This is a genomic window from Bacillus cereus group sp. BfR-BA-01523, from assembly GCF_022662615.1.
Taxonomy (GTDB): Bacteria; Bacillota; Bacilli; order Bacillales; family Bacillaceae_G; genus Bacillus_A; species Bacillus_A mycoides.
Genome location: NZ_JAKUDX010000001.1, coordinates 671,730 through 685,644 on the forward strand (window position 1 = coordinate 671,730; position 13,915 = coordinate 685,644).

A 13,915-nucleotide genomic window follows, 5' to 3' on the forward strand; every position below is an offset into this window, starting at 1 on the left:
CCTCTTGTTTTCCACAAAAAAAGACACAGAGATTTCTCCCCATGCCTACTAATTCTCTACTTCTTCACCGCATGTACATAATGCACCGTCTCAAAAGCTTCTAAATAATCGTTTCGTCCTTCAAAATATAATGTATGAATATCCTTTGGTGCTAAGTGCTCATAAATGAGTAAGCCCGCCTTCTCTAATAGTGCTTCCATTTCGGTATAAGAAAAACATGATTTCATCGGTTCTCCGCCTATCTCAGCCATCTTTATCATATTTTCAACTCGATTGGATAATCCTTTTTCCGTAAATAAATTTTCATCAGGATAATCGAAAACGATAGAACTTCCTGCTGGAACTATCTCGAATAAATATTCTATTAAACTGGAAAGTTCCTCTTTCATTAAATAATACGTAACACCTAATAGGCTAAAGAAAGTCTTTTTATTTTCAAATCCTTCATTACATAACTGTTCATAGGAAAAACCTTTCGTGAAATCCATGGAAACAAAATGAAGATTATTTGGCATTTCAAGTTCTGCTTCCTTCACTCTTTTCTTCTTAAACGCTTGCGTAGAAGGATGATCCACTTCAAATATTTCTATTTTATTTTCTAATTCTCGGTGTCTAAAACTAAACGTGTCTAAGCCTGCACCGAGTATGACGTATTGCTTCGCGCCTAATGTAATTTCATGTAATAGCACTCTTTCACAATATGCTGCACGTGCCAAAGGTGTTGGTGATAACTGAACTTGTGTAATCCATTTTAAAATTTCTTTCGGATTGTCTTGAAACTGCTGTGCAATGTCTTTATTGAAAAAATGTATTCCTTGAACCATGTTCGTTTCAATATCATTACGTTCTTTTTGTGAAATAAGATCTTTAGCTACATAATCATCAAAGATTTTAGAACTATCAAATTCACTATGATACGCCCTTCCGAAAGCTGATACTAACGATGTTACACTTGATTCACCTTGTTTCACGCACATACACTCCTTCATTTTCACAACAAAAATAGGGTCCCCCTGGCCAGGAGAACCCTATTATACACTTTATTTTTATATTGGTAAATTATAGCATAAATAAGTTTTTTTGTCAAGTTTTCACCTACTAACACTCCGACACTTTGTATATTCTCCGGCAGGAACATCGAAATTACATACACAATTTTCCGAATTATTTATCCATTCTTTTTTGAGCAGTATTAGTATCTTGAGATACCGGTATGTGTTCGGTAGCTCTAGATAAACCTGTTTTTGGCATATTAACATAGATTGCTTCAGAAGCACCTTTTTCTATTTGATAGGTTTCGTGAAAAACACCGACACTCGCATTATCTTTAATCTTATTATTGTAGGATTTCCAAGCATATGAATGATTTTTTCCGTGAGCATAGTTTACTAATTCGTCGAATCCCTTCCAGTATTGAATTAGGATTACTTTTCTCCAACTAAATAAGAATTCTGTATGTAAGAAACCCCATTGTGGATTTTGATACAATTCTTTAATCATAGGTCCCATAGCATTAAAAACTGGTATCCACTTCCAAAATTTTAATAGGTTATTAATACGCATACCAATAATAAAAACAACAAATTCTTGATCCTTGCTATTGGCTATATGCCTGCCGTTAAAAATTTTAGCCCCCACTTTAATCCCCCTTTTTTACTGAACATAAATAATGTGCAGCTCCCAAATAAACCATAACACTTTTTCATGAATTTTCCAATTGATTCAACATAGATTATGAAAGGCTGTACTTAACAATAAAGGGTATATGTTTCCTACCTTTTTATTATTAACAGCTATTTTTAATATTTGTTCTAAACCTCCTTTTCACCAGGAACATTTCCATAATATATTTCAATAACGATAGCATTGTCGCCCCCTTTCTAAACAGAATATTTTTTAGTTCATTTGAGTTAGGACAACATCACACTCCTTCGTATTTTTTGCAAGACTAGCTTTCAACCTTGAGGGAACACCCAAAAGCTAATCAACTCCCCTACTCTATGAAATAAATAAGCGAATTTAAAAATTACATAATCATAGATTATTATGCAAATACTTCCTCTAGGCGCCGAACATGGTATATAATAATAAAATAATCTACTTCTATATGCTCAATTTTACACAAAACAGCTCATGTATATGAAAGAAAAGAGGTACAAAAATATGAAAACAAAACAAACAATTGCTGCGTCTACACTAGCTTTAGCGATGATTGCTGGCGCAAACTCTACTCATGCGGAAGTAACTGATGCTACTCCCCAGCAAAGTACTGGAGATCGATTAGCTGAAATTAAGCAACATAAACAAGAGTTAGATGCGAAATTGCAGCAGCACAAAGAAAATGTGGATCAAACATTAAATGAACTTAACCAAGTTAAGGAAAATGTTGATACAAAGGTAAATGAACTACATGAACGTAAACAAGTTGCAGATGAAAAAATTGGCGAGATTAAACAACATAAACAAGAGTTAGATGCAAAACTTCAGCAAGACAAACAAATCGCCGAAGATAAAATCGCTGAAATTAAAGAGCATAAGCAAACTGTTGATGAAAAGGTTAATGAGATTAAAGAACATAAACAAACTGTTGATGAAAAAGTGAATGAAATTAAGCAGCATAAAGAAAATATCGATCAGAAGGTTAATGAACTTAAGGAAGTAAAAAAACAGGTAGATGAAAAATTAGCTGAGTTAAAAAAAGCGAAACAAACTGCTGAGGACAAACTTGCTGAAATTAAAGAAAATAAGCCGAATACAGGTAACACATTAGAAGAACTTAAGAAAATTAAAGGCAATTTAGATAGTCTTTCCGCTAACTTAGAACTAGCTAAACAAGATGTAAAAAACAAACTAGCTGAATTACAAGAAGCTAGACAAGATTTACTAAATAAAATAAACGAAATGAAACAAGCGAAACAAACTGTTTCAGACGATTTAACAAAGAAAAAACAAGACTTAGATATTAAAATAAACGATTTTAAACATACTGAGAAAAAAATTGATGACAAATTAGCTGAGTTACATACAACGAAGCAAAATGTAGATAACAAGATTAATGAAGTATCACAACCTAAACAAACGACAACGGATAATAACAATACTACTGTTCCAGCGAAAAAAAATGCTAAAGAACTTCCTAACGCTGGTAGTGAGCAATCAAGTAACGTGCCACTCGGAATGTTATCTATCTTAGGCGGCGTTTTATTAGTAACACGAAATAAAATTAAAACGTTATTCTCAAAATAAAGCCATTATATCTATTTTAAAATAATCATACAAAGGACAACCGCACATATATGTACGGTTGTCCTTTTTTCTTTATATTAACTTCCCATCTCTAAGCGTCAATATACGATCACATACATCAAGCATTCTTTCATCATGTGTAATCATAATTGCTGCTTTTTGACTTTCTTTCACTTCACGTTTCATCATTTCCACAACTTCACGTGCGCGTTTTGAGTCTAAGCTTGCAGTTGGTTCGTCAGCTAATATTAAATCTGGGTTGTTCATGAAAGCACGAGTGATTGCTACCCTTTGTTTTTCCCCACCAGATAGTTGATTTGGATAGTGATTTTTTCTTTCTCCTAATCCAAATGCCGCTAATAAGTGATCCGCACGCTTTTCAGATTCTTGTTTGTTGTCTTTTTTTAGTTTTGCAATGTAAAGCAATTGTTCTTTTACATTTAAATATGGAACAAGATTTGCGAATTGGAAAATGAAGCCGATCTTTTTCAAACGAATGTCTGTCATTTCCTTTTCTGATAACTTCGTAATATTTTGCTCACGAATGTAAATATCCCCTTTTGACGGTGATAGTAAAGCACCCGCGATTGATAATAACGTACTTTTCCCTGATCCAGAAGGACCGACGATTCCGATAAACTCTCCAGCTTTCACATCAAGCGACATCGGATGAAGGGCTGTTACTTCAGTATCCCCTGCTCCGTACACTTTACTTACTTTGTCTAATTTTAATAATGAAGTCATTACATCCCGCCTCCAATTGCTTCTAACGCATCAACTTTTAATACTTGATATAACGAAATAAGTGTTCCTAAAATACTAATTACGATAAAGATTGCTGCATATTGTGCAATCATCGGTGTTGTTAATAAGAACGGCATACCCGCTGGTAAAATCTGTTCTAATCCTTGTACAAGAACAATGCTGATTATCATCGCAACGACTGATAAGAATAACGCCTGCACGACTAAGCTATTTGCTAAATAAGAATTTTTCGTACCGATTGCTTTTAGTACACCTAATTGCTGTGTTTTCTGCAACGTAATTACGTAGAAGAATACACCGATTAGTAACGCAGCGATAACAAGTAAGAATGCAATAATCATCGTTAATGTTCCTTGCTCTTCTTTAAATCCTGGAATACTTTGTAATACTTCTTTTTTGTCGATAACATGTGCATTTTTAATTTCTTTATCTGTATTAAGCGCAATTGCACTATAATCTTTTTGGTTTGGTTGTGAGATAGCGCCCCATACGTCTTCATTTACATAAACGACTGGTGTATGGCTAAACATTTGATCTTTCGTAAATCCAACAATTTTAAATTCTTTCTTTGAAACAGGATCAATAATTGTATCCCCAATATCAATTCCTTTTTCTTTAATTGATTCATCAGCAACCATTTCGTTGTTTGCTGTACCTAATTTCTCGCCTTTTACAATGTTCGGTTCTAAAAATGAATCACGTTCACTTGAGAAAATAGCAACATCAACTTTTTTCGAACTATCTTTCTTTTCATAAGTTGAAACTTTCACACGAAACGGAACTGCCTCTTTCGCGTCCACTTGATTTACTACGTTATCTACATCTTCTTTCTTAATTTGTGAACGAAGTAATTTATTTTCCGCATCATCCGCTAAAACGAACTTATTTGCCTCCATATTTTGAATCGATGAAGCATTATCATATGATAATCCATTTGCTAATCCTGAAATTACAAGAACTAAAAATGATAATAAAACCATGATGAGTCCGATTAATCCGTATCTTAATTTTGATTGTTTCAATTCACGCAGAGCTAAAAACATTTCGCTCGCTCCTTCCTCTTACTTTCTATGCACTTATCATAAAAAAGAATTATGAACGGAATATGAACAGAAGATTACAACCAAAATTTTTCCTAAAGTATTGAAAATAATCAGAATCCTTGATACAATTCAGTCAAATAATCTTGACCGAGTAATTTAATTTGAGGAGTTGATCATTTTGAAGCCCATGTTAACACTAACTACTTATAGCCAACTAAAAGCAATAAGCGATCCACTACGTGCCGAAATGATGATGCGTCTATGCGAACGTCCTTATACAGGACAACTGCTATCTGAAAAATTCGGCATTTCAAGGGCGAAAATTCATTATCATTTAAAAGAATTAGAGAAGAATGGTCTTATAGAAATCGTTTATACAGAAGAAAAGAATGGCATCGTTCAAAAGTTTTATCAATCTGTCGCTAAAGGATTTACCCCTGCCGCGGACCTATTACCTCATTTAGAAATATTAAGCGAATCAGGTCGCCAAATCTTTTTACAAATGACGGAAAGAACGAAAAGCCATATTCTCGCTGCACCAGAAAAATCTTTTACATTACGAAATGCAAGTGAAGACCCAGCTGAGTGGAATTACGTTTCATCCTGCTGGGAATTTGATGCTACGCCAGAACAATTTCAAGTGTGGGTGAAAAAGTTTCATGAATTAATGGCTGAATTAAACGAAATCACAAAAGGTGCGGATAAAGATCCAAATAGTAAAGCTTATTATATTTCTACTACTGCACTTCAAATCGCTGAAAGAACAATGCAGCAATTTGTTAAAAAAGAAGAAAAATCGTAATACGATTTTTTTTACCGAGACGGTCAATTTTATTTTACCGAATAATTTTTTTATAAAGGAGTAGATAAAGTGGACATATTAAAAAACCGGAATTTCCTCTTACTATTTTTAGGGAGAATTTTTACAAACATAGGAGATAGTTTGTATTATGTAGCAGCGATGTGGCTCGTATATGAACTTAGTGGTAATCCTTTTTATTCTGGATTGGCTGGTTTTCTTACGTTATTACCTTCTGCACTTCAATTTCTTACCGGTCCATTCGTTGATAGATGGTCAATAAAAAACACCCTCGTCATCACACAAGTTTTGCAATGCATTCTTATTTTAATTATTCCTATTACACACTACTTCGATCTACTAACAGTCCAACTACTACTCATCATTATGCCAATCGTAGCCTTTATCGAACAATTTGCCTATCCCGCACAATCAAAAGCTTTACCACTTCTACTGAATAAAACACAATTATTAAGGGGAAACTCACTCTTTTCATTTGCATATCAAGGCATTGATTTAATTTGCACGACTCTTTCTGGCATATTAGTAGCACTACTTGGCGCAATCACTTTATATGTAATCGACTCTTTTACATTTGCGATTACCGCCCTTTTGTTTATTTCATTGAAAATGCCAAGACAAGTAGAAACCAATACAGGTCTCCCTTCTGAAGACAATACATCATTTTCGGTCAAACAATATTTCTCTGAATTAAAAGAAGGCTTTTCAATCGTCTTTCGTTCCTTAATGGGCGTCTTCTTAATCGGTTCAGTTGTCGCTAATTTTTCAATTGGTATGACGATGGCAATACTCCCTTCTTTCGCTGACTCTTTAGGTGGTGTGAAATCATACGGCTTCTTCTTAGCTGCTATATCAGCCGGTAGTTTAATTGGAGCACTATTCAGTTCATGGGTTGGTAAACATAATATTAGCCATGTCTCCATTATTAGCTTTGCGACTAGCGCTTTCTTTTGGTTTCTCTCTACGTTTGTACCGTTTCAATGGTTATCAATTTTTTTATTCGGCCTAGCTTGGATACCAATTGGTGCGACCAACATATTATTTGCGACAATTAGTCAAATTGTAATTCCAAATCAATATCTTGGACGCATCAATTCAGTCACACGAAGCATGGGTACAATCGCTATGCCATTCGGCTCTTTAATTGGCGGATACACCGCAAATGTATTTAGTAGCCAACTCATTTTCGCGCTCGCTAGCATCGGAATTTTATTCATTTCTCTCGTATGGCTACTTCATCCGAAATTACGTTCATTGCCGAAAGCTGATGAAATTACAGCGGATACTTTTGGGCTTCGGTTTAAGCAAGAGCGCGGGAAAGGTGCGGCTTTATAGCAGGAACAAATTTAACCCCGTTCTAAATTTGAGACGGGGTTATAATTATAGTTATTTAATTTTGAATGTAAAATACCTCACTAAAAATATAACAATAGCACCAACTAAAACGTTCAATTATCGATTTGATGGCCAAGACCCCTGCATTTTCCTTAATTGAATAATTTGACCTGTATGATAAGCATCATGAAGCATAATGTCCAGTAATTTCCCCTCAAGTGAATTTTGCTCAAGTTCTTTTTCGGAAATTGCACTCAATGCCTGTCTTAAATTACGTTGGGCATTTTCACAACGTTCAACGACTTTCTTCCATTCCTTATCATCATTAGATTGATTGGTAAGATAAAAGGTTTCATCACCGTCGAGATTATGTATCCATTCACGGTCTTCCAAGTTTGCAGCAAGTCTCTCTTTGTAATAAATGAGATGATTAACGTTCTCCCAAATGGTTTTAGTTGCCTCTCCATATGGTTTCCAGATAGCCTGTTCGGCTGTAAGTCCTTCTATAGCATGTTTAAACGGTGCATACCAACTCTCTTTATCGAATGTGGAATCTAGTCCGTTTAAAAACAAGTCAATTCGTTTCAAAGTAATCGCCTCCCTAAATAGTTAAAGTTTCAATAAAATCCTTATAACTCTGTAGAGATTCTACATTTTTAAATAAACTTCCTGCTAATCTTATTCCACAAACTGACCCAATTGTGAAATAGAATGACTCGCATTTTTTCAAACAACTTTTTATCACTTTACACGTAAGTGATAATATATTGACCAATTGACAAAAATAAGAAGAGGCTGTTCTAAAAACAGCCTCTTCCTTTCCATCTATTTCGGAAGCTCAACCCGAACAGTCGTCCCCTCTCCCTTCGTGCTATATACCGAAACGTTTCCGTTATGCAGTTCAACAATTTTCTGCACGATAGATAATCCTAAGCCGCTTCCTTCTACGTTTCTTGCCCTTGCTGTATCTACTTTGTAAAAACGATCAAATATACGATCCATTTCTTCTTTTTCCATACCAATTCCGTTGTCTGATATAGAAATAACAATACTGGATTCTAATTCTTCTACAACAAATTCAACGGTTCCGCCATCGTTTGAAAACTTAATGCTATTCGTAAAAATATTACTCCATACTTGATGAAGTAAGTTTTCATCACCTTGTATAGTGATGTCCGGCACATCAAATTCGACGGCTATATCTTTTTCACGCCATTTCCATTCGAGCATAAAAATGACGTCTTTAATTTGCTTTTGTAAGTGAAACTCTTTCATTTGTAGAACTTTCTCTTCTTTATCTAATGAAGCGAGCGTAAGTAACTGTTTACATAAACTAGACATCCGCTTACTTTCACCCTCAATAATTTTCAAGTAACGTTTTCTTTCCTCTTCACTCATATTCTCCGATTGTAATGTTTTCGAAAAACCTTGTATGGAAGAAAGCGGCGATTGAAATTCATGCGATACGTTAGAAACGAACTCTTGTCTCATTTGATCTAATTCTTTAATACTCTTCGTCATCTTTTGAAAATTAGTCGCTAGCGTACCAATCTCATCTTTTCGACTTTCATCTAATTCAATATCATATTCGCCACTTGCAATTTTTTGAGTCGCTTTCGTAAATGTTCGAATAGGACGAACAATATACCCTGCTGCAATCGCTATAAAAATGATACTTAATACAACGATGAAACCGAGTAATACCGCTAGAAAAATTCTCATCTCGCCGAATTGTTGCTGAATATCAGGGCGAATGAATAAAGCGTACTGTTTATCATCGTGTTTTAGCGGTACACCGACACTATTAATTAATTCATTATCGAAAAATCCTGTAATAAAGAGGCGCGTTGGATATGTGGAAACGCCATTAAACGTTTCACCTTGCAATACTTTATGAACGGTATCATCACTAATTGTTATCTTACGAAACGCATTCCCAATACGCTTTCCATGATTTTCGTCATCTACAATATAAATTTCATACCCTAACTTCGCAATAGACTGTAAGTATGCCTCTTTATTTTCTTCACTTTGCTTTTCGTATAATGATTTTACTTCTTTAGCATACATTAAAATCTTTTCACTATTGTACGGTTTTAACTTCACTTGATAATATACGTTCGTTAATAAAAAACCGATAATACTACTAAGAAGCATAATACCGACTGTCATAAAAACAAATCTAGAATATAGTGATTTCATTTTATTTCAACTCCAACTTATAACCGAGTCCGCGTACTGTCGTAATTTGAAAATCATCTGTTCGTTTTGAAAAACGATCTCTCAGTCGCTTCACATGAACGTCAACTGTTCGTTCATCTCCTTCAAAATCCATTCCCCATACTAATTCAATTAATTCTTCTCTTGAAAAGGTTCTTCCAGGATAACTAGCAAGTTGTGATAACAATTCAAATTCCTTTAATGGAAGCAAAATCGTCTGACCGTTACACTTCACTTCAAACCCTTTTCGGTCAATTATCGTCCCATGTAATGTAATAATATCAGCACTAAGCATTTGATAACGGCGCAATAAAGCTTTCATACGGAAAATTACTTCAGCTGGTTCAAATGGTTTTACAATATAATCGTCCGTACCAGAAGTGAATCCTTTTTCTTTATCGACTAGCTGATCTTTTGCAGTTAATAAAATAACAGGTATATCATGATACTTCCGGATTTCTTCGCATAACGTATAGCCATCAACAAACGGCATCATAATGTCTACTATCGCAAGATGAATATTTTCTTTCTCTAAAACGCCTTGCGCTACCTTTCCATCTTCCGCTTCAAAAACTTTAAAGCCCTCTTTTTGTAAATGGTAATGCAATAACTCTCTAATATGTTTATCATCATCAGCTAATAAAATATGTATCATCTTCATTAAACCCTCTCTTGTTCATCCTTCTACATCCTTACATTAAGAAACAATTGGATTTTTTGCAAGAAAAAGAAAAAGAATCTATTTTGAAAAAAGATTATTCAAAATAGATTCTCACGTTTTAGTATTAAGATTATTTTAATCAAAAACAGTTTTTAAGCCTTAGAAATATCAACAAATCCTTCTCCAAACACATCACGAACATCGTGTATAGCGATGAACGCAGCCGGATCTGTAGTTTGAACAATCCGTTTTAGCTTCACTACTTCTTGCTTATTAATAACAATATAAAGAATTTCCTTCGGAGTTTTCGTGTAATAGCCATGACCTGAGTACACAGTAACCCCTCTGCCCATTAAGGTAGTTACCTTCCCGGCAATTTCATTCGGGTTATCAGAAATAATCGTAATGGCTTTCTTCGGATTTAAACCTTCAATTACAAACTCCATCACTTTCGTTGCTACATATAGCATAATAATTGTTATCATCAGTTTTTCTGCACCAATGATGAAATAAGATGAAAACGCAACAATTAAATCGAAGAACAGTAAACCATAGCTAATGCTCCATCCTAAATATTTATGCGTCATCCTTGCTAAGATGGTAGTACCTGCTGTTGTTCCGCCAACGCGAATAATAAGACCAATCCCGCACCCAATAAATATTCCTCCGAAAATTGCATTTACAAGCATTTCATCCGAAGCAATCGTCCAGCCTTCTGTCAAATGAAGGAACAGCGAGTTCGTAACTACAGCGATAATCGTATAAATTGTTGTAATCTTATTTAAAAATTTATAACCGGCTATTAACAAAATCGCATTTAAAATTAAGTTAACTAAGCCTGGTGACCATTCAAATAAATAGTACGTAATAATCGTGATACCTGTTACTCCGCCCTCACCAAACTCGTTCGGGATAACAAACAAATTCACACCTAACGCAAAAAGAAATGCACCAATAATAATAAAAATAATGTCTGTCGTTCTTTTTTTCATACAGTACCTCACTTCTTATGTAAATATTTAATCTGCCATAAACTCTCACCATTATATCGTGGAATATTCAAATCGAACAGTGGTTTATTTTTATTTTAATATAGGATGATAAAACAACTTTATCCTATATCCACATGTAATTAAAAAAGTAAAATAACTGTATTTATTATGTACTACAATTAAAGTTTTGATTTCACATGCAATTCACGCTTAAAAATGTATATAAGCACTCTCACTCGCACAAACTTCGAATACAAAACAAATAGGCGAAGCTATAGAATAGGCTTCGCCTCAAGCGTGTGATCATAAAGATTTATATGAAATTTTATATTCATGCATGGAAATAAATTTACTTATCTTTCTCCATATATTCTTTAATCTTTCGTTCTTCCCACTCTTTTCCGAATATCCCAAATGGAAAAGTTGTCAATCCGTGTATAACGATACCAATCCCCCAACCTGCAAGTGGATATAAAAACCATAATTTACTTGAATCAGAGCTTATATTTATAATAAAAAGCATTAAGTTCACTAGTATATAGACCGTTAAATGAATATAAAACGCTTGTAAATTCTCTACCCTTTTTTTAGCTCGTAAATAAACCTCATCTCGCTCCACCCTTAAACACCTCTTTCCATATTGTTTTTTTCACCTTCGCTCCAGTATTAACATCATATTCTAATCAAAAATCCGTTATTCTCAAAAAAACATAAAACAAAAAAGTACCCATCGAATTATCATACATATGATGATTCGATGGGTACTGCATGATACATTTAGTTTTTACATTTATTGTTTGGAGTAAATTGCAAATAACGACTTATACTCGCCTTATTAAGACCAGATCCATACATCCTCATTATTTTCAACTTTGCTCTTTACTTCATGAACTTTTTCGATATGATCCGTTGTGTTGTAGTTAATAGAAATTCCGCCCCAGCCTACATACTTCATATCAATTTTTACTTTCTCACCTGTATTAAATACTTGTCCCTTCGTTAAGAAAACATCAATAATATCTTTTTTCCCGTTTAGCGATGGATACTCAACTACGACATATTTAGTAGAACCGTCTCCTTCATCTTCCATCGTTCCTACTTTTGATACTTCCCCAATTACATAATCAGGAGAACCATCTTCTTTCATGTGCATACCTAATTTATTTGACGTATTTTCAACTGTATTTGCAATCATATATTCAGTAAAATTACGCATCATAGATCCAGTAGCTTTAACCTCATCCCCTACTTTCACATTTGAAAGGGAATCTATATACACACTAACAGGTTCCTCATATTGCTTAGATTTTACGACAATTACACCGTTATCTACTTCTACTACTCGCCCTTCTAACGTCGAGAAATTCGATTCAATAGAAGCGGCACTCGCTTTTGATATTTCTAATCCTGGTAAATTCGTTCCTGATAATGCTGCGATCCCTAAAGCACCTGCTAAAATTATTTTTTTCATACCCATATGTAACCTCTCCATTCATGATGATTATATTTTTTTGATTGGATACGACCAACCTGTAACTATTATAGTTACAGGTTATAGAAAATAGCAACCCTCTTTCTCATGCAATGTTGCATACTTTAATTCTCAAATGCAATTCAACACTAAGACTGAATTCTTGAATACCAGCAGGTAAACGGATTGATGATGAAGAAACTAATGTGATGCATCATATTTTTCAATACTACAGTTTGTATAATCGTAGTCCATTACATTATGTAGGAGCGGAGTTAAAATGTTAATAAAACCAAACAGATTACAGCCAGGAGATATTGTGGCGACAGTAAGTTCTTCATGGGGAGGTGCTGGTGATTCTAAGCTAAGATGGCGATATGAGCAAGGAGTAAAAAGATTAGAAGACGTCTTCGGTCTTAAGGTTGTCCCGATGCCAAATAGTTTAAAAGGTAGCGAATACCTTTACAACAACCCTGAGGCTCGTGCAGAAGATTTAATGACAGCATTTAAAGATACTCGTATTAAAGGAATTATTACGAATATCGGTGGAGAAGATAGCATCCGTTTACTTCCTTATATAGATTTTAATGTTATACGCGAAAATCCGAAAATCTTTATGGGCTACTCTGACGATACCGTTTCACACTTGTTTTGTCATAAAGCAGGAGTTTCCTCTTTTTACGGTCCAGCCATTTTAACTGATTTTGCCGAAAATGTAGAGATGGATCCATATACAGTTGAAATGGTAAATCGGACTCTCTTTTCAAATGAGACAATTGGCGAGATTCAACCAGCTCATGAATGGACGAGTGAGCGTTTAGAATGGATAGAGATAAATAAAGATAAAAGGCGTACGATGCAACAAAACAACGGATATGAGCTACTTCAAGGCTCTATCACTGTACAAGGGCGTTTAATTGGTGGTTGTATGGAAGTACTGGAATTTGCAAAAGGAACGGAACTTTGGCCTAAGAAAAAACATTGGGAGAATCGTATCCTTTTCTTTGAAACTTCTGAAGACCATCCAGAACCAAGTTATATAAAGTATTGGTTACGAAATTATGCAGCGCAAGGCATTCTACAAAAAGCAAAAGGCATCATTTTTGGTAAACCAAAAGACGAAAAGTATTATGAAGAATATAAACACGAAATACTGAAAGTTATGAAAGAACATAACTTAGAAGATTTGCCGATTCTTTATAATTTAAATTTTGGCCATACCGAACCGAAGTTTATTTTACCTTACGGTGCGATGGCAGAAATTGATTGTGAAAATGGGTCTTTCTCTATTTTAGAGAGTGGTGTGGAATAAAGGAAAACTTTAAATAAGTATAGCCATTTTCCTGATCCTACAGAAAAAAT

At 34.5% G+C, this 13,915-nt stretch carries 14 protein-coding genes; 4 read left to right on the top strand and 10 right to left on the bottom strand.

Features of this window, described 5'->3' with window-relative positions; all coding sequences use genetic code 11:
- Positions 1-56: 56 nt before the first annotated feature.
- Positions 57-977, bottom strand: a complete 921-nt coding sequence (locus MR066_RS03410; protein ID WP_242246098.1) for a class I SAM-dependent methyltransferase — start codon at positions 975-977, stop codon at positions 57-59.
- A 187-nt stretch (positions 978-1,164) separates the two neighbouring features.
- The gene (locus MR066_RS03415) at positions 1,165-1,638 is read right to left on the bottom strand and encodes a DUF4188 domain-containing protein (RefSeq protein WP_242246003.1); all 474 of its coding nucleotides are present in this window, start codon (positions 1,636-1,638) and stop codon (positions 1,165-1,167) included.
- Positions 1,639-2,163: 525 nt separating this feature from the next.
- Between MR066_RS03415 and MR066_RS03420 the strand changes: the two genes are divergently transcribed.
- Entirely contained in the window at positions 2,164-3,246 is a 1,083-nt protein-coding gene (locus MR066_RS03420; RefSeq protein WP_242246004.1) for an LPXTG cell wall anchor domain-containing protein, read from the top strand.
- Between the two features lie 72 nt (positions 3,247-3,318).
- Here MR066_RS03420 and MR066_RS03425 read toward each other — a convergent pair whose 3' ends face one another.
- Positions 3,319-3,990, bottom strand: coding sequence for an ABC transporter ATP-binding protein (locus MR066_RS03425; protein ID WP_242246005.1), 672 nt, complete (start codon positions 3,988-3,990; stop codon positions 3,319-3,321).
- The gene (locus tag MR066_RS03430) at positions 3,990-5,054 is read right to left on the bottom strand and encodes an ABC transporter permease (protein ID WP_242246006.1); all 1,065 of its coding nucleotides are present in this window, start codon (positions 5,052-5,054) and stop codon (positions 3,990-3,992) included. The genes MR066_RS03425 and MR066_RS03430 overlap by 1 nt, the downstream gene beginning before the upstream one ends.
- A 178-nt stretch (positions 5,055-5,232) precedes the next feature.
- Here MR066_RS03430 and MR066_RS03435 point away from each other — a divergent pair, with 178 nt between their 5' ends.
- Entirely contained in the window at positions 5,233-5,856 is a 624-nt protein-coding gene (locus tag MR066_RS03435; protein ID WP_016127263.1) for an ArsR/SmtB family transcription factor, read from the top strand.
- Between the two features lie 69 nt (positions 5,857-5,925).
- The gene (locus tag MR066_RS03440; protein WP_242246007.1) at positions 5,926-7,209 is read left to right on the top strand and encodes an MFS transporter; all 1,284 of its coding nucleotides are present in this window, start codon (positions 5,926-5,928) and stop codon (positions 7,207-7,209) included.
- Between the two features lie 117 nt (positions 7,210-7,326).
- Here MR066_RS03440 and MR066_RS03445 read toward each other — a convergent pair whose 3' ends face one another.
- The 6 genes from MR066_RS03445 to MR066_RS03470 form a co-directional block, all read right to left on the bottom strand.
- On the bottom strand, positions 7,327-7,797 hold the full coding sequence (locus tag MR066_RS03445; RefSeq protein ID WP_002128104.1) for a DinB family protein: 471 nt from the start codon (positions 7,795-7,797) through the stop codon (positions 7,327-7,329).
- Positions 7,798-8,034: 237 nt separating this feature from the next.
- Positions 8,035-9,411 (bottom strand): sensor histidine kinase, encoded by a 1,377-nt coding sequence (locus MR066_RS03450; RefSeq protein WP_242246008.1) that lies wholly within the window; start codon positions 9,409-9,411, stop codon positions 8,035-8,037.
- Position 9,412: 1 nt separating this feature from the next.
- Entirely contained in the window at positions 9,413-10,090 is a 678-nt protein-coding gene (locus tag MR066_RS03455; protein WP_242246009.1) for a response regulator transcription factor, read from the bottom strand.
- A gap of 152 nt (positions 10,091-10,242) precedes the next feature.
- Positions 10,243-11,082, bottom strand: coding sequence for a YitT family protein (locus MR066_RS03460; RefSeq protein WP_000747487.1), 840 nt, complete (start codon positions 11,080-11,082; stop codon positions 10,243-10,245).
- A 349-nt stretch (positions 11,083-11,431) separates the two neighbouring features.
- Positions 11,432-11,701 carry a 2TM domain-containing protein gene (locus MR066_RS03465; protein WP_000438998.1) on the bottom strand — a complete coding sequence of 90 codons (270 nt, stop codon included), beginning with the start codon at positions 11,699-11,701 and terminating at the stop codon, positions 11,432-11,434.
- A 216-nt stretch (positions 11,702-11,917) separates the two neighbouring features.
- On the bottom strand, positions 11,918-12,559 hold the full coding sequence (locus MR066_RS03470; RefSeq protein ID WP_088039754.1) for an ATP F0F1 synthase subunit alpha: 642 nt from the start codon (positions 12,557-12,559) through the stop codon (positions 11,918-11,920).
- Positions 12,560-12,833: 274 nt separating this feature from the next.
- Between MR066_RS03470 and MR066_RS03475 the strand changes: the two genes are divergently transcribed.
- On the top strand, positions 12,834-13,865 hold the full coding sequence (locus MR066_RS03475; protein ID WP_242246010.1) for a S66 family peptidase: 1,032 nt from the start codon (positions 12,834-12,836) through the stop codon (positions 13,863-13,865).
- The last annotated feature ends 50 nt before the right edge of the window (positions 13,866-13,915 follow it).